Origin of the sequence: Caulobacter sp. CCH9-E1 (assembly GCF_001556515.1) — a bacterium.
Classification (GTDB): Bacteria; Pseudomonadota; Alphaproteobacteria; order Caulobacterales; family Caulobacteraceae; genus Caulobacter.
Map to the genome: position 1 here is coordinate 40776 of NZ_LSJA01000276.1, position 16483 is coordinate 57258.

General features: G+C 66.2%; 17 protein-coding genes. 9 read left to right on the plus strand and 8 right to left on the minus strand.

The genetic code is table 11. The annotated features are described in order from the left end of the window. Positions 1–47: 47 nt before the first annotated feature. The 3 genes from AX690_RS15580 to AX690_RS15590 are packed head-to-tail and all read right to left on the minus strand — an operon-like array spanning position 48 to position 5221. Complete coding sequence (locus AX690_RS15580; protein WP_066684602.1) at positions 48–1895, minus strand: RiPP maturation radical SAM C-methyltransferase; 1848 nt, start codon at positions 1893–1895, stop codon at positions 48–50. Further along, positions 1885–3105: a cytochrome P450 gene (locus AX690_RS15585; protein WP_066684605.1), complete on the minus strand. Its 1221-nt coding sequence runs from the start codon at positions 3103–3105 to the stop codon at positions 1885–1887. Before AX690_RS15585 ends, AX690_RS15580 begins: the two co-directional genes overlap by 11 nt. Further along, a complete protein-coding gene (locus tag AX690_RS15590; RefSeq protein WP_156449694.1) occupies positions 3098–5221 on the minus strand; it encodes a hypothetical protein in 2124 nt (707 codons plus the stop codon). The genes AX690_RS15585 and AX690_RS15590 overlap by 8 nt, the downstream gene beginning before the upstream one ends. A 331-nt stretch (positions 5222–5552) precedes the next feature. Here AX690_RS15590 and AX690_RS15595 point away from each other — a divergent pair, with 331 nt between their 5' ends. The 5 genes from AX690_RS15595 to AX690_RS15615 all read left to right on the plus strand — a co-directional run bounded on the left by AX690_RS15595 (position 5553) and on the right by AX690_RS15615 (position 12407). Next, positions 5553–5870, plus strand: a complete 318-nt coding sequence (locus AX690_RS15595) for a hypothetical protein (RefSeq protein WP_066685863.1) — start codon at positions 5553–5555, stop codon at positions 5868–5870. Between the two features lie 82 nt (positions 5871–5952). Next, positions 5953–8244, plus strand: a complete 2292-nt coding sequence (locus AX690_RS15600) for a TOMM precursor leader peptide-binding protein (RefSeq protein ID WP_066685862.1) — start codon at positions 5953–5955, stop codon at positions 8242–8244. Between the two features lie 27 nt (positions 8245–8271). Further along, positions 8272–9708, plus strand: coding sequence for a SagB family peptide dehydrogenase (locus tag AX690_RS15605; RefSeq protein ID WP_066685860.1), 1437 nt, complete (start codon positions 8272–8274; stop codon positions 9706–9708). Next, on the plus strand, positions 9705–10865 hold the full coding sequence (locus tag AX690_RS15610) for a M20/M25/M40 family metallo-hydrolase (RefSeq protein WP_066685859.1): 1161 nt from the start codon (positions 9705–9707) through the stop codon (positions 10863–10865). The genes AX690_RS15605 and AX690_RS15610 overlap by 4 nt, the downstream gene beginning before the upstream one ends. A 348-nt stretch (positions 10866–11213) precedes the next feature. Beyond that, positions 11214–12407 carry a site-specific integrase gene (locus AX690_RS15615; RefSeq protein ID WP_066685858.1) on the plus strand — a complete coding sequence of 398 codons (1194 nt, stop codon included), beginning with the start codon at positions 11214–11216 and terminating at the stop codon, positions 12405–12407. Here AX690_RS15615 and AX690_RS15620 read toward each other — a convergent pair. Continuing rightward, on the minus strand, positions 12404–12604 hold the full coding sequence (locus AX690_RS15620) for an AlpA family transcriptional regulator (RefSeq protein ID WP_066685857.1): 201 nt from the start codon (positions 12602–12604) through the stop codon (positions 12404–12406). The two genes, AX690_RS15615 and AX690_RS15620, sit on opposite strands and share 4 nt — an antisense overlap. A 211-nt stretch (positions 12605–12815) precedes the next feature. Continuing rightward, positions 12816–13052, minus strand: a complete 237-nt coding sequence (locus AX690_RS22405) for a transcriptional regulator (protein ID WP_231732219.1) — start codon at positions 13050–13052, stop codon at positions 12816–12818. Positions 13053–13256: 204 nt separating this feature from the next. Between AX690_RS22405 and AX690_RS15625 the strand changes: the two genes are divergently transcribed. Genes AX690_RS15625 through AX690_RS15640 form a run of 4 tightly spaced genes read left to right on the plus strand, consistent with a single transcriptional unit; the run spans position 13257 to position 14932 of the window. Further along, positions 13257–13643 carry a hypothetical protein gene (locus AX690_RS15625; protein ID WP_066685856.1) on the plus strand — a complete coding sequence of 129 codons (387 nt, stop codon included), beginning with the start codon at positions 13257–13259 and terminating at the stop codon, positions 13641–13643. After that, entirely contained in the window at positions 13640–14101 is a 462-nt protein-coding gene (locus AX690_RS15630; protein WP_066685855.1) for a hypothetical protein, read from the plus strand. The genes AX690_RS15625 and AX690_RS15630 overlap by 4 nt, the downstream gene beginning before the upstream one ends. Positions 14102–14103: 2 nt before the next feature. After that, a complete protein-coding gene (locus AX690_RS15635) occupies positions 14104–14442 on the plus strand; it encodes a sigma factor-like helix-turn-helix DNA-binding protein (protein ID WP_066685853.1) in 339 nt (112 codons plus the stop codon). Next, the gene (locus AX690_RS15640) at positions 14435–14932 is read left to right on the plus strand and encodes a hypothetical protein (RefSeq protein ID WP_066685852.1); all 498 of its coding nucleotides are present in this window, start codon (positions 14435–14437) and stop codon (positions 14930–14932) included. Before AX690_RS15635 ends, AX690_RS15640 begins: the two co-directional genes overlap by 8 nt. Positions 14933–15230: 298 nt before the next feature. Here AX690_RS15640 and AX690_RS15645 read toward each other — a convergent pair whose 3' ends face one another. The 3 genes from AX690_RS15645 to AX690_RS15655 all read right to left on the minus strand — a co-directional run bounded on the left by AX690_RS15645 (position 15231) and on the right by AX690_RS15655 (position 16340). Further along, on the minus strand, positions 15231–15665 hold the full coding sequence (locus tag AX690_RS15645) for a MucR family transcriptional regulator (RefSeq protein WP_066684825.1): 435 nt from the start codon (positions 15663–15665) through the stop codon (positions 15231–15233). Positions 15666–15751: 86 nt separating this feature from the next. Next, positions 15752–15997, minus strand: a complete 246-nt coding sequence (locus AX690_RS23740; protein ID WP_066684917.1) for a conjugal transfer protein TraD — start codon at positions 15995–15997, stop codon at positions 15752–15754. 76 nt (positions 15998–16073) lie between these two features. Next, a complete protein-coding gene (locus AX690_RS15655) occupies positions 16074–16340 on the minus strand; it encodes a conjugal transfer protein TraD (protein WP_066684828.1) in 267 nt (88 codons plus the stop codon). Positions 16341–16483 lie beyond the last annotated feature (143 nt).

Here is a 16483-nt window from a genome sequence, read left to right on the forward strand (position 1 = left end):
ATCGATCCTCCATGGTCCCGCCGGCAGCCACATCAGCCTGCTCGGCCTCAGAAACGCTTGCTGCTGGGCAGGCCAAGACCGGTGACGGTCTCGCCCTCCCGCCAGATCAACCCGTCCTTCTCGAATTCCTCGAAGATGTTATCGACCGCCCGCGCCGTGACCTCGGCCCCCTCGGCCGCCAGGCGCTTGTGAACCTGCCCGACCGGCAGGTAGGTCCGGCTGATCAAGGGATAGATGGCGCTGCCGAGACGGTCGTAGAACGCGGCCTGCGGCGTTGAGCCGTGCCGGGTGTCGACGAAGCGGATCTGAGAGGCGCTCCGCGTATAGGTCAGCTCCGGCGCGGTCTGGGGATCGGACCACGCCGCTTGCCAAGCCGCGATCCGCTGGCGCATCGGCTCATAGACCGTGTCCGGCAGCCGATGGGGGTTATGGAAGTCGAAGTAGTAGGCGATCTTTTCGGCGTCGATCGCCGTGGGATAGACCGCCGCATAGCGGGCGTCCGGACGAACTTGCGTCAGGCCCCAGCGCTCGGGCTGGCTGTGATAAGGGCTGAACCGGTCCATCCGGATCTCGCCGCAGTCATCCGGAGGCGGCAGATGACCGATACGCTCCATCAGTCCGAGGAGCTGCTGGTAGTCCTCTTCGGTCTCGCCGGGAAAACCATAGAGGACATTCCAGGCGACCTTGATCTGGTAGTAATGCGCCCATTTCAGGAAGCGTAGGTTGATGAACGAGGTGCTGCCCTTGCCCATCAGCTTCAGGATGCGCGTGTTCAGGCTTTCGATGCCTGGCTGGACCCAGACGAGGCCGCCATTGGCGAGCGCCTTGATCTGCTCTGGTTTGATGTTGGCTTTGGTCTCGTACCAGAAACCATAGTCGAGCTCGCGCCGCTCCAGGGCCCCGAAGACCTGATCGATATATCGATGGTCAAGGATGTTATCGACAGCGAAGAAACTCCGCTGGCCGTGCCGGTCCGACAACTCGTCCAGCTCGGCGAGCACACGCGCTGGCGACTTGCTGCGATAGGCCATGCCCATCGCGTTGAGGCCGCAGAACGTGCAGTGCGACGTCTCCCCCCACCAGCATCCCCGGGCCGACTCGAAGGGGACCGAGATCCACTGCCCCTCGATCTCCCGCGGCGCGCCGTTTCGGATGATGGCCTGGAAGAAATCCCGATAGTCGGGAATGGGCGCCTCATCCATGGCCTCGACGGTCGGCGTCCGCGCCTGATCGGGGGCCGGCCCTCCCCGCCGATGGACCCCTGGCAACGGGCTGGTATCCACGTCGCCCGCGAGCTGGTCCAGGAGGAGCGGAAACACCCGCTCCGCCTCGCCCGCGACGACGATGTCGACACAGTCGACGGACCGCAGGAACTCCACGCCCATGCCGCCATCGAAATTGGCGCCGCCAAACAGGGTGATCAGCTCGGGTCGCCGGCGCTTGAGCGCGCGCGCGAGCGCCAAGGAGGCGCAGGTCTGCTCGAACATCGAGGTGAAGCCGACCGCGGTCAGCCCGGCCCAGAGAGGCTGATCAGCCAGGTCGTCGATAAACCGTGGGATGGTCTCGTTGCGCCAGGCCAGAAGCGCCGCCCGGTCCAGGCCCAATTCGGCTTCGATGCCGGCAAGGTCGCTCCGGTCGAGAAAGAGCGTCTCGTCCGGGGCGGCGTCGGCAAAGGCCGCGACGGAGAAGAGCCACTCGCCGAGCAGCCGGAACTGCTGGCGACACAGGCGTTCATATCGCTCCCAGCCAAACAGGCCGGCGAATGCGAGGTTTCCGTACACCCCCTGCGCCCGCCAACCGCGATCGGCGGCCATCGCCGTGAGCAAGCCGATCTGAATGGACGGCAAGCGCGTCGATCCGAACGGCATGGAGACCAGCGCCAATTCACGCGTCATGCGGCGCCTCCGCGAACGCCCGAGCCGTCGCGCCGGCGCCGCCTGTCGTCAGCGGCAGTGAGATCGGTCCGCGCAGCATCAGCGACGGCACGTACCTCGTGAGTCCGTTCAGCCGCCAGGGCGTCGGAAAGGCGGCGAGGCGGCGCAGGACGGCGCAAAGCTCGATCCGGGCGAGGGCCGCGCCGAGGCAGAGATGCGCGCCGTGGCCGAACGCAAGATGCCGGCCGGACCGGCCGACAAGGAAACGGTCCGGCTCGGCGAAGACGCTGGGGTCTCGATTGGCCGCCGCCAGGGAGACCATCACGCGGTCGCCGGCCTCGATCTCGACGCCGCCCAGCCTGATCGCCTCGCGGGCCCGACGCGAGATGGTGGGAACCGGAGGGTCGAACCTGAGCCCCTCCTCCAAAAGGCTGGCGTTGGCCGCCTCGTCCCGCGACAGCAGCGACCAGGCCTCGGGACTTCCAGCCAGGTGGGCGAGAAGGTTCCCCGCGAGATTGGCGCTGGTGTCCTGGCCGCCAAACAACAGCAGGATGGCGTCGGCCGCCGCGTTGTCCTCGCTCTCGGTCTGAGCCAGGGCGGAGAGGATATCCTCGCCTGGACAGCGCCTGCGGTCCTGGACCAGCGAGCGCATCAGATCCCACAGGAAGACGACCTGCTCCTCGGCGCGGCGGTGCTCTTCCGCCGCCATGGGGTGACGCCCGACGAGCCGGCCCAGCACCGTGGTCAGTCCGCTAAGCCCTGGGCGCAGAGTGATCGGGACGCCGAGCAGGTCGCAGATGACATGCAAGGTCAGCGGTCGCGCGACCTCCGCCATGAAATCCCCGCCGCCCGTCGCGGCGAACGCCGTCAATCTCTCCTTGGCCAGGTCGTCGGCCAGCGGACCAGCCTTGGCCAGCGCCTTCGACAACGCCGCCCCAAGCGCCGCGCGGCGCGGGCGCTGAGGCGGCGGATCCATGAAGATGATCCAGTTTCGGATCAGGCTGTTGAAAGCCTCGGCGTCGTCGCCGCCCGTCCTCATGGCGCTCAGGGCAGGGTGCGACAGGGCTTCGGCGACAAGGGCGTGCGAGGTGACAAACCACCCTTGCAGGGACCGGCAATAGACGACCGGCGCTGTCTCGCGCAGGCGCGCCAGGCACGGATAGGGATCACGATAGAGCGACTGGTCGGCCAGAGCGCGGTCCAGCAGATTTTCAGGCGCGGCGTCACGCACGGGCGAAGCTCTCAGCCAGGAACGGTTCGACCTTCGGGTCAAGATCGAGCGTGATGAATCCCAGGCGCTCCATGTCACGCAGGTCCGAAAGGGGCAGACCGAGCTTGGCCGCCGGGCGCGCGCCGCCGCTGTCCTGCAAGGTCCGCAGGGCGGCGACCCAGTCGGCCCGCGCCGGCGCTGGCGGGCGCTGACGCCGGAAGCTCACCTGGTCGGGTTCGATCTCCGCGACGCCGGGGCCGATCGCCGCGATCAGGAAACCGTCCAGCCTGGGCGGCAGCGGGGCTTCCGCTTCTGGCGTCACCAGCCTCCCCACGCCGAGACGCAAGGCCGCCGCCGCCAGCTGCGCCAGGTCGAGCGGCGCTCCCCGCCCGCCCTGGTCGTCGATCACCACCGACCAAGGCCCTTCCGCCAGAAGTCTGCGCGCGGAAGGGGGCGCCAGCTGAATCAGGCAGCGACCGAACAGTCGGCGCAGATCGTCGAGGTCTCGCAGTTGAGGGCGCAAAGGGCCAAGGCGACCGCGCGCTAGGTCTATCCCGGGCACGAGAAACAGCCCCACCCCGCCCGCCATCAGCCCCCGCCCCTTTTCCGACAGCTCGGCGCCGGCGAGGTCCGCGGGATCGCTCGCGGGTCGACGAACCGCCGCCAAGCGTTCCGCCAAAGCGTCGATCTCGGGCCCGTCGGCGCACGGCGCGGCGCCATCCATCAAGGCGCGAAGGCGTTCGCCCAGACTGGCCGCCACCTCCGATAGGGCGTAGCTCGCGGACATCGGCCAGGGGCGAGCGAGCAGGCCGGCGATGGTGCGCGACGCCAGGGCTTCCGGTATCGGCTCGGCGAGAAACAAGGCCGTGCACGCCAGGGCGTGCGCCAAGGCCCCCGGCCGGTCACCTTCCATCTCCGCCATGCGCGAAAGGTTATGGGCGGTGTAGATCGCGTCGTTGCTGGTCCGGGTTCCGGCGTTGGCCCGCTCGGCCAAGGCCAGATAGCGCCGGGCTGGACCGGGCTCCTTCTTCAGGCGATAGAGCCGATGCAGGTTGATGGCGTTGATGTATTCGAGCGCCCATCGGCGCGGATGTTGCCGCGCAAGCGCCTGCTCGATCTCCAATTCGATAGCCTCGGCGGCGGCCAGATCGCCAAGGCGGGCGCGGGCCAGGGCGGAGATGTTCAGGACGTAGAGGTTTTCGGCCCGCTCCTCATGACTCGAAAATCGCGACCGGGCCTCCGCGAACAGTCGGTCGGCCTCGGAAGGCGCTCCCGTCATGACCTTGCCCCAGCCCTGAGTGAGAGTCAGGAAGCCGACCAGATCGTCGGGACAGTCCGGCGGCGCGGCTTCCGCCGCGGCCTCCGCGAAGCGCAGTCTGCCGATCCGCACCCCCTGCAGGCGGGCCAGCCAGGCCGCGCGCTGCGCCGGCGTCTTCGCCGCGGCCGCCAGCCTTTCCAGGCGAGCGATCGCCAGATCGGTATGTCCCTCGCGAAAAAGGAGCTCCGCCTCGCTGGCCAAGACGGCGGGCCGCACCAGCTCGAAGGCCCCATGGAGCTGGGCGTAACCTGAAAGCCATGGCAGGCGGGCGGCCCGGATCGCCAGCCAGTCATAGTCGGTTTTGCTGACGCTGTCGGGCCTGCGCCGAAGGGCTGGCGGCGCCGCCCAGACGCCTGGCCGCAGAGCCACGAGTCCGGCGGGCGTCGCGCCCAGCGCGGCCAAGGTTTCAGCCGAGATCAATCCGGGCGCGAGCGCCACCACCGGATCAAGCGCCCCCGGCTCGGGCTCGCCTGGCGGGTCCGAGACAAGCCCGACTCTTTCCGACCCGATCTCCTCGGATAGAAAGCTGAGGAACGCCTCGTCCGCGGGGTTCCAGGCCAGCCCCGGCAGGGGCGGAATGATCGCGACCGAACCCCGGATCAGCGGCGCCAAGCGGCGCGCCAACGTCCAGGCGGCGCGGATCGCCGGATCACCCCCAGCTTCGAAATCGACGCCCCAGTCCGCCGTGTCGGCGAAGTCGACGCCGGGCGATAGAGACACGGCTGGCGCGCACTCGGAAAGCTCCAGATCCACGCCCAGCTGCGTCGCGAGATCACGCGGCGCCTGCCAAGGCAGATAACCCGTTAAAGTTGCGTCCACGATCAGGGGCGCGACGCCTTCCCAGTACAATTCCTTGGCCCCAAGCGGAAGAATCTCTCTCCATACGTGCGCTGGCGATCGAGGCGGCGCGAGCGCGGATTTTGACACATCCCCGTCGTCGTGAAGCCGCGAGATCATGGATATTTCCCTGAAAATACAGCCGTTTATCGAACTATCACTCTCTTGGGGCGAGTTGATCGCGCGTGATCGCATGCGGTCAACTTGGAGCAAGTTGCACCACCATAAGCAGTATTGCAAGATATAACCACCTAAGCTAGTTGTTGATAGCGCGAATAGACGCGCTCCACCCAACTCAACCTAGGAGATACCTATGTCCGACTATATCGCCGAGTTCAAAGCGGCGGTGCCGAAGGCGATCGCCCAGGCTTGGAGTGATCCGCAGTTCGATTCCCTGCTGCTCAGCAATCCCAACAAGGCCTTCGCTTCCTTGGGCGTCGTGCTGCCTGACAACGTTCAGCTGCGTTTCGTGAAGACCGATGCGGCCGACGCCTCGAACTGGACGCTGGCCGAGAACGGCGGCAAGCACCTCATGACCATCCCTCTTCCGCCGGCTCCTGGCGGCGGCGTGACCGGCAGCGCCACCGCCGCCGGCGACTGCTCAAGCTCCAGCATCTGCTGCACCGCCTGAATTCCTCGGCTCGGCCCGGCCGTCCGTTTGCGCCGACCGGGCCGACGCTCTGCCCCTATTCCTTGCGGCGAACGAGTTGACGATGATCGATCAAACTGTGGCGAGACCTCGCTTTCGCGAGGAGTTCAAAGTTCAACAGTGCGATGGCCAGGGCGTCTTTCTCTATACGGAGGACGACTTCGCCATCCTGACCGGTCACGCCTTCGAGGCCGTCGCAAACCGATTGGACGGAACCCGAACCGCCGAACAATTGGCGCTGGACCTGGAAGGCGTCCTCGACCCTTCGCAAGTTTACTATGTGCTGATGCAGTTGCAGGCCAAGGGGTACTTGGTCGACGCGCCCCAGGCGGTGATGCCCAAGGCGGAGGCGGCGTACTGGCGCCTCAGCGGCTTCGATCCGGCCGAGGCTCGGAAATCACTGGCCGGGCGCCGCGTTCAGATTCACGCGCTGAACGGCGCCAACGAGACGGATGCGTCCATCTTGAAAGGCCTTCTGGCCGGATATGGCGTCAGCCTGGCCTCCAGCGAGGCGACCGACGACGCCGATCTGACCGTCGTCCTGACCGACAACTATCTCAACCCAGCGCTCTCCCGCTTCAACGCGGCGACCATAGCCGGAGGCAAGCCGTGGCTGCTGGCCCGCCCGGTCGGCATCCAGAGCTGGCTCGGCCCCTATTTCGACGGCCAGAACGCCTGCTGGAGCTGTCTCGCGCAGCGGCTCCGCGGACATCGGATGGTCGAGACGTTCCTGGAGAACAAGCTGAATCTGGACGGACCGCCGAGTGCGGCCTTCGCCTCGACGCCGGCCACCCGGGCCACGGCGCTGGCGCTGCTCGCCGAGGAGATCGCGCGCAGCCTAGCCGGCGCGCCGCGCATGAAGAACAAGGTGGTCAGCTTCGATCACAACGCCATGACGACGGCGGAACACGTCCTAGTGCGCCGCCCGCAGTGCCCTGATTGCGGGGATTCCAGCATCAAGGACGGGACGGTCATCGCGCTCGAGCCCTGCGCTCGCACCTTTACGGCCGAGGCCGGACATCGCTCGATATCGCCGGAAGAGACCGTCCGGCGTTTTCAACACCACGTCAGCCCGATCACCGGCGTGATCCGGGAGCTCACATCGCTTCGCCAAGAGGGCGACGACGTCAAATGCATCTACGGCGCCGGCCACAACTTCGCGATGATGATCGAAGACGTGTCCTTCCTCCGCGCCACGCTCCGCATGGGGTCGGGCGGCAAGGGCAAGACAGACACCCAGGCCAAGGCCAGCGCGATCGGCGAGTCGCTCGAACGCTATTCCGGCCTCTTCCAGGGCGATGAACCGCGCCGTCTGGGCCGCATGGTCGACATCGGCGAGTCGGCCATCCATCCCAACGACTACCTGCTGTTCAGCGACAATCAGTTCCGCAATCGCATCGATTGGAACCGGGAGCATGACCGCTACCAATATGTGCCGGAACCCTTCGACCCCGAACGGCCGGTGGAGTGGACGCCGCTGTGGTCGCTGACGCAACAGCGCTTTCGCCACCTGCCGACGGCTTGCTGCTATTACGGATACAGCCACCACAGCCTGCCACGCGACCAGAAGATATGGGCGGCCTTCTCGCATGCGGATTCAAACGGCTGCGCGGCGGGAAACACGCGCGAGGAAGCGATCCTGCAGGGACTTTTCGAACTGGCCGAGCGCGATAGCGTCGCCTGCTGGTGGTACACGCGCTGCCAGCGCCCCGCGGTCGATCTATCGGGCTTCGAGGAGCCGTATTTCGACCGGATCCAGGCTCACTATCGCGCCATGGGCCGCAAGATCTGGGTTATCGACGTCACCAACGACACCGGCATCCCGACCTTCGTCGCCGTATCCTGCCGAGAGGACTCGGCGCACCAGGAGATCATCTGGGGCTGCGGGGCCCATCTTGAAGCGCGCATCGCCATCCTTCGCGCCCTGACCGAGGCCAATCAGTTCCTAGCGGCGTTCGATCGGTTCACGACCGACGGCGACCGCTACATCGGGTTCGATCCCGAAGCCGTGCGTTGGTTCCAGACGGCCCATATGGATGACCAGCGCCACCTGGCGCCCAATCCCGACCTTCCGGCCCGCCAGGCCCGGGACTACGCCAGCGCCCCGGCGGGCGACCTGACGGAAGAACTGCGGGACTGCATCGGTCGCCTCGAAAGACTGGGATTGGAAGTGCTCGTCCTGGATCAGACCCGGGCCGACGTCCAACTGCCGGTCGTGCGCGTCGTCGTTCCCGGCCTCAGGCACTTCTTCGCCCGCTTCGCGCCGGGGCGGCTGTACGACGTTCCCCATGCGCTCGGTTGGGCTCCGACCCAACTGTCGGAAAGCCAGCTCAATCCGATCCCGGTCTTCTTCTAGACGTCGCGCCTTTTCCAGGATCAGGTCATGACAGCCCTCCAACATGGCCCCTCGCCCGCCGATCTCGGGTTAGCGCTGGCGCAGACGGCGACGCTGCGCCACACCGACGATGCCATCGAAGTCACCAGTTTCCGCCGGTCCTTCAGGATCACCGACCTTCGGCCGGAAATCAGCGCGCTGGTGGATTCGCTGCGTCATGGTCCGCGCTCCCGCTCCGATCTGGCCGTCGCGCCATCGGCGGGAGACGGACTGGAGGGCGCCCGGATCGACTATGTCCTCACCCAATTCGATCGCATGGGCGCTCTGTCGCGCACCTTGACGGTCGACGGCGAAGGCTTGGCCACCCTGCACCCCAACCACGGCTTTTCGCCGCAACCGCCGCTGATCCACGCGGACGGAACCTATCGGCTGAGCCGCTTCGCCGCGCTGCAACCCTACCATTGCGGGCCAGAGACCGGCTGGCAGCTCACCTCGCCCTTGGGCGCGGCGAGGCTGGTGCTGACGGATACGCGGTGCGTCGCCGCGGCGGCCGCGCTGGTCGACGGCCTGACCCCAGCCGCCCTGGCCGAGCGCGCGCGGCTGCCCCTCGATGTCACGGCCGCCCTGCTCCAGATGATCGTCTGGTGCGGCGCGGCGGAACGCCAGGCGCACGACGGCGCCCTGCCGGAAGAGACCAGCGTCGCCTTGCGTCATTGGGAGCCGCACGATCTGCAGTTCCATACGCTCTCGCGCCTGGGCCGCCATCAGGGCGTCTTCGGCGGCGCCTTCCCCTTCCGCGGCGTGGAGCCGGAACTCCCCGCCATACGACCGCTGGCGACCGAGAATATCTTGCCCCTGAAGCGGCCCGATCCCGCCGCGCTGCGCCAGGCCGACCCGCCGTTCGCCCATGTGCTGCAATCGCGCCAATCGATACGGACCTTCGCCTCCCGGCCGCTTGAAATGGACCAGGTCGGCGAGTTTCTGTTCCGGTCGGCGGCGCTCAAGGAGGTGCGGCGCAAGGATGGGATCGAGGTGGCGTTCTATCCCTATCCCGGCGGCGGGGCGCGATCGGAGTTGACCCTCTATCTCGCCGTTCCGACCGACCAGGCTCTGGAGCCCGGCCTCTATCGCTATGAGGCCGAAGCGCATGGGCTGACGCGCCTCTCAAGCCTGACGACGGAGGTCTCGGAGCTGCTTACAGACGCCAAGACCACGGCGGGGCTAGCGGGACATCCGCCGCTGCTGCTGATCATCGCCGCGCGCTTCCGACGGGTAAGCTGGAAGTATCGCGCCATGGCCTACGCCGTGATGCTGAAGAACGCCGGCGCGCTCATCCAGACCCTCTACCTGAACGCCACGGCGATGGGGCTTGCGGGCTGCGCCCTGGGCGGCGGCAACGCCGACCTGTTCTCCCGCGCGATCGGCAGCGACTATTATGAGGAGACCTCCATCGGCGAGTTTGTCCTAGGCCCGATGCCGGCATGATCGCCGAGCGCGACATCGCGGCCCGGGCCGAGGCGCGGCTCGCACAATGGCTGCCCAAGCTGGTCGATCTATCGGACAGGCTATTCCACGCCCCCGAACTGGCCTTCGTCGAGTACGAGGCGGCGCGCCTGCTCTGCGAGACGCTGTCCGGCGCCGGCTTCGCCGTCGAGACTGGCGTCGCGGGCATGCCCACCGCGTTTCGCGCGAGCGCCGGATCGGGAACCCGCGACCTCATCCTCTGCGCGGAATACGACGCCCTGCCGGGGATTGGTCACGCATGCGGCCACAACCTCATCGCCGCCGCCAGTTTGGGCGCGGCCCTGGCCCTCGCCCCGGAAGCCGATCTCCTGGGCCGCCGCATTCAGGTTCTGGGCGCGCCCGGCGAGGAATGTCTCGATAACGGCGGCAAGATCCGGCTCTTCGACGCGGGCTTCTTCGACGCCGCCACAGCGGTTCTCATGGTCCATCCGGCCCCGTTCGACGCCGCCGGACCACGCATGGGCGCGGGCGGTCTGTGGCGCTATCGGTTCCACGGCGATGGCGGACATGCGTTCGGAGGCTGGGGTGCGCGTCTGGCTGAAATCTCGGATGCGCTGATGATGGCCGAGCTGGGCCTCACCCTGCTGGCCCGCAGGTTGGCGCCCAGCGAAGGAATCTCTGTCCATCGCGCGACCGACAGCGGCGCGGTGAATTGCCGGCCCCGCGCGGGAAATCTGGAGGTCGCCGTGCGAGCGCCGACCCTGCGCGACCTGCTGACCTTGGCCGACCGGATCACGCTCAGCGTAACGGGCGCCGCCCAGGCCGCCGAGCTCAAATGCGAGGTGCTGCCGCCCGAGCGCCCCTATGTCGAATTCTACCCCGATCCGGCGCTGGCCACGGCGTGCCGAGACGTCTTCGATCGCCTGGGACGACCAAGTCGGGACGACCTTCCGCCGCTGACCATCACCACCGATCTCGGGCTGGTCTCGACCCTGGCTCCCTGCCTGCACGCCTTCATCGCGCTTTCGCGAGACGGAAGCGCGAACCACGACGCCGCCTTCGCGAGCCACTGCATCGGTCCGGATGCGGAACGGTGCGTCCACGACGGCGCGCTGGCGTTGATTGGGACCGCGATCCGTCACTGCCTGTCGGAAGACAAGCCGTCGGGCGGGTGCTGACTGTCTAAGGCTGGCCTCGCGGCCTCGGCCACGGGGCTCTCAAGATACGGACCGAAGAGAGAAAGGTGGCGGTGAGAGAGTCCGCCAAACCAGTATTCCCATACCGCATCATAGCGACCCACAAGGACCCACTATCGCGTTGATTATAATGGATTAATTTTCGCGATCGTGTCACCTTGTCCATCAGCTACCCACTCGATCCTGAGTACAAAATGGGACCGGAAGTGGGACCCGAAGTGGGGCCGAAAATGAAATTCGGCGAACTTCGCCGGAAGGACAGGCCGGGGCTGCCGGAAGTGGGACCGAGCGGCATTTGAAAAGTGGGGCCGCACTAGCTGGAGGCTTGGCATGGGACGTTCACTTCACAAACTGACCGCAATCCAAGCAGCGAAGCTCAACAAGCCAGGCCGCCATTCCGATGGCGGCGGCCTCTATCTCTCGATCGATGAGAGAGGGCGTCGGCGGTGGGTCTTCATGTACACGCGAGCCGGTAAGCGCGTTGAACTAGGGCTTGGAGGCCGCCGCGATCTTTCCCTGGCGGACGCTCGCGCGGAAGCGGCGACTTTCCGCGCAATGCTGGCGGCAGGCGCCGACCCCAAGGTCGAGCGCGCCAGGGACGACAAGGTCCAGACCTTCGGCGCCTGCGCCGATGCCTACGTTGAAGCCATGCAGCCCTCATGGCGTAACGCCAAGCACGCCGCGCAATGGAAGATGACGCTCACCAAATACGCCGCGCCGATCCGCGAGCGCCCGGTCAACGACATCGCCACACAGGACATTCTGGACGTTCTGCAACCGCTGTGGACCCGCACGCCCGAAACGGCCGAGCGTTTGCGCGGGCGGATCGAGAACGTCTTGGATGCGGCTAAGGCCAAGGGATTGCGCACTGGCGAGAATCCGGCGCGGTGGCGGGGCCATTTAAACCAGCTCCTGCCCAAGCGACAGCGATTGAAGCGCGGCCATCATGCGGCATTACCCTACGACCTCATGCCTGAGTTTATGGCCAATCTCCGCACGCGCAGCGCGGTTGCAGCCCGCGCCTTGGAGTTCTTGATCCTAACCGGCGCGAGATCGGGTGAGGTGCTGGGCGCGACTTGGGATGAGTTCGATCTCCAAAAGGAGATCTGGACGGTGCCAGCCGCTCGCATGAAGGCCGGCCGCGAACATCGCGTCCCCCTCTCAAGTCGCGCGATGAAGATCATCGCCGAGCGACTTGAGGCCGGATCGGTCGGTCATGTGTTCCCAGGCGCAACTTCGGCGTCACCGTTGTCCTCTATGGCCATGGCGATGCTGCTGCGGAGAATGAAAAGCGACATCACCGTACACGGCTTTCGGTCAACGTTCCGCGATTGGGCCTCAGAGACGACGGGTTTCTCGCACGAGGTCTGCGAGATGGCCTTGGCCCATACCATCGCCAACAAGGCTGAGGCTGCCTACAGGCGTGGCGACCTGTTCGAGAAGCGCCGTAAGCTGATGGAAGCGTGGGCTGGTTACTGCTCCACTCCGAAGAGCGGGAAGGTCGTAGCCTTGCGCCATGGCTAGCCGACGTCGGGGCGGTAGTTAGCGGGATCGGCGATCCACCGATTGATCGCGGACTCGTGCCATCCAGCACCGTGGACGCTGATTGGAACTTGGCGAGGGAAAGTGCCCTCGCCGATCTTCCGATAAAGGGTCGATCGGCTAAGGCCCGTGCGCGCCAGCACGGTTTTGAGGCGAACGATACGGTCGAGATCGGCCATCGTTTAAGCTCCACAGACTGGGATCTGAAGGCATTCGATGAGCCAGAATTGGATCGCTCTCCGCTGGCGGCAAGGCCTTGCGGGGCGGGATCGTACTCTGGGAAACAAAGACAGGCCCTAGGCACCTCTAGCGTAGGTAAGACCGGACCTTCACGATGCTGGCTGCGCCTCGGCACCGCCAATTTCGTCCTGGCTCCCCGTATTGGCTGCGCTATTTTTTTAAACGCACACCGGCGCCGAGGAAGTCATCCTCGGCCTCAAACACGATGCCAGCATCTTCCAGTGCCCGCCTTGCAGCCTGGACGTTAGCCGCCGTACTGCGTTCAGGCCCCAGGGTTTCCATACGTCGGATGGTATGGAGGCTGAGTCCGGACGCCTCGGCAAGCTTCGGCCCACTCCAATCGAGCAGGCCGCGAGCAGCCCTCATTTGGCCTGCGGAGATTTTCAAGTTGTCATCTTTAGTGTGAGATGGCACTTTTAGTTGGACTTGATGCTGTGAACACGGTACAAGGCGACTAATACACATCAAAGGTCAGAGGTCATGAGTCCGCGTCGAAAGACGGGGCGCGAACCTGCGCGCCCATGTGAGCCCTCACGGCGGGCTCTGATAGCCAGCCTTTCGGTCGCGCCTCTGATCGGCGATGCATCTGCGATGCACGCTCGGATCGATCCTAGTATCGACACCTGCCATCGCTGGCTCGCCATCGACGCCGAGCAGCGCCGCCTCCAACTCGAATGGGGCAGGCTCGAAGGCCGGCTGATGACCAAGCACGATTGGTACAAGCTCACGCCGGACCAACAGGCCACGATCCCCGAAGGCGCCAGACTTGCCGAGATCGATGCGCGTCTCGATGTGCTGGAGGTCGAGGGACACGCCCTCCTGAAGGCGATGCGGCCAAAACCGGCGAAGAGCTTTGAAGCGGTCATCGCCAACCTCTCGGTGGCGGCGCGGCTGATCTTCGTTGAAGATCATCCCGAGGCCCACGGCCTCATCACCCGCGCGGCCCGCGACCTCGCCGCGCTCTCGGGTGGAAAGTGACCCGCCGCGTCGCCCGGCGACGCGATGGCGCCGACCGCCGGCTGGCGGCGACGTTCCGCCGTAACGCCACCGGCTTCCTCGAAGGCGCCGAGGCAGCGCTGCCGCGACACCCAGAGGCGACGCCCTACTTCCTGGCCATCGCCATCGAACTGGCGCTGAAGGCTTACCTGCTCGACCGAGGGATCAGCGACGACTGGAACCGCGTCTATCTTCGGCACGATCTGGCCAAGACGCTGAGGTTCGCGCGCCGCGCCGGCTTCAATGGCGCTTCTGCCGGGGCCGCCGAGCTGGCCGCGCTCCTTGGCCCCTATTACCAAGTCCATGGCATCTCGCGGATGACGCCGGACGAGGTTGCATCTGTATGCTGGCGTCAGGCCTGCACGACCGTTCGGGAGCTCATCGCCGCCGTGGCTGAGACCGCGGGGCTCGCCCCGTCTGGTCAGGAGAACGTCGCGTGACAATGCGCCTCCGCATGCCTTGGCCGCTCGTGGTGAGTCAGTGGTGGCGCTGGCGACATCCCTATCTCTGGCGCGGCCGGATCTTCGATCCACAGAATACCCAGCAGGTGATGTCCTACGCGGTGCTGCGCCTTCGCCAGGAGACGCGGGATGTCTTCCTGCTCAATCACATTCAGGCGCTCGACTACGCTCTGATCGCTCGCCACCTGGGTATCTCCGCCGCCGAAGTCCAGGCGCGCCTGGCCGATGCGCTTTGCGAGATTTCCCGGACGATCGCTCTGATCGAGCGCGCCCGTCCTCATCCCAACAATCCAGCCAATGCGGAGCATCCCGATGTCTGACGACAAGGGGCCATTCGCCGTCTCCCGCCGCGTCGTGATCGGCGCCGCGGGCGCCGCGCCCGTCGCTGACAACACCGGCGCCGGAGCAGCCATGCAGGACCAAGCCATCGCCCGCTGCGATGAATGGCTGGCGCTCGACGCGGAGATCGACCGGCTGGGTAATCGCTGGTCGGATCTGGAGACCATTCTCGTGCGGCAGAAGCGTTGGGAGCGCATGACGCCCGAGGAGCGCGGAGAGCTGTTGCCCTCCGAGGAGATGGACGCCATCGACAAGCAGCTCGAACCGCTATTCGAGCAGCGCGAGACATGGCTGGAGGCTCTCGCCGCTATCCGCGCCACCGACATTCATGGCGTCGTCGCCAAGCTGGAGGTGGCGTTGCGGGTCATGGTCCATCAGCAGGGTGACGGCTACGACCTCTTCAAGGCGACGATGGAGGAGCTGCGCACCGCGCGCTGTCCGAACTGCGGGACGCCCGTTTGCAGGCGCTAGCCGCGCCCCCTCCGGCAACCGCCTTGCCCACCCCACCCTGCGGGAGCCAGGACCGGAACGGTCGGTGCTCGCCCTGGAGCGCTTGGAGAGCGTCTGCCGGGCGGGCTGGTGCGGGTCAAGGGCGGCTTCGCCGTCGCTCCGCGAGACGCCCAGAGGGCGTCCCCTTGACGCGCGCCAGCCCGTCCGGCCCTTGTTCCACCAAGCGATCCAGGGCGTCTTACCTCCGAGCGAGACGGCAGCTCCAGCTCGGGTCTAGCCCCCCAAGTTTCACGGAAGCAGGCCCAGAGTTCCGCCAACTCTAGCGCTTCTTCGCACCGCTCTTGGCCTTGCGGCCGCCCTGCCCCAGGCCGCTGGCCTTTGCCATCGCGCTGCGCGCTGCGCTGTAGGCCGGCGCGGACATGGGGTAGTCGGTCGGCAGGCCGTAACGCGTCCGATATTCCTCGACGCTCAGACCGTGCGTGCCGATGTGACGCTTTAAGGTCCTATAAGGACGTCCATCAATGAAGCTGATCAGCGCTTCGGGCGTAATGCTCTTGCGGATTTGCGCGGCCGTGGGTCGCTCAACCGCCAGCACGGCGTCTGGCGCCGCATCAGGCGAGCCAGCGAGGCTCAAGGCGCCATAGACGGTAGCGATTAGCCCAGGAAGCTCATCGACGGCGACATAATTGGCGCTCACATAGGCCGCCACGACACCCGCCGTCAGCTTGGCCAGCTCATCTAGTTTGTCCGCCATCAAAGCCTCTTATGAACGCTTAACAGAAAAAGTCGCATCGTTCTGTCGGTGATCGCAAGCCGTGGCGGGGCCTAGCACGAAAAAGGTCAGAGCGTTGTGTCTCCAAGCGATGGCCCATACATGCCGTCACTATCGCTTTCAAAAGCCCGTTTTCCGCCGCGCCGCCAGAGCGCCAGGGTGTGCTCGCCGTCGTCGGCCTTCAGCATGGTCGCCAAGAACGTGAAGGCTCCGTAGAGCGCGGCGCGGTCATCGCGGGTCAGCTCGACGAGGCCGGCCTTTTGCACCAGGCCGCCCAGCTCGATCAGGTGGCGGGTGCGCTCGCGCCGCTTCACCACCCACGTCCGCGTATCGAGCCTAGCCCGTTTCGCCTCCAGGCGATGGCGCGCAGCCTTGGCCCGGCGCTCGGCGTCATTGGTCGCCGCTAGCGCTTGGCGGAACGTCAGCCTTCCCGCCGCGAAAGAACCCCGCGCCTCGCTTGCGCCAGACCTCCTTGCGCGCGGCGTTTCCGGCATCGGCCAGATCCAGCAGTCCGCCGGTCAGGGTATCGATGTCGAGGGCGTCGGCGCCGGTGGCGATCACCAGCTCGCCAAGCTGCCTGACCTTGCGGTCCTTCAGGGTCTTGGCCTTGTCTTCGAGGCTCTTCAGTTCGGCATCGAAGTCTCTCGGTTTGCGCATCCTTAGTCTCCAGGTTCGAATGATGCGCTGATCGTAAAGCAGTGCGTCCGGGAATGCTGTAAGGTCACCGGAACACGCTGGGACGGTGCGGTCCCTCCCGAGATTTTAATCTTGGAGGGCGCGCTTATACGTCGTGCCGACGT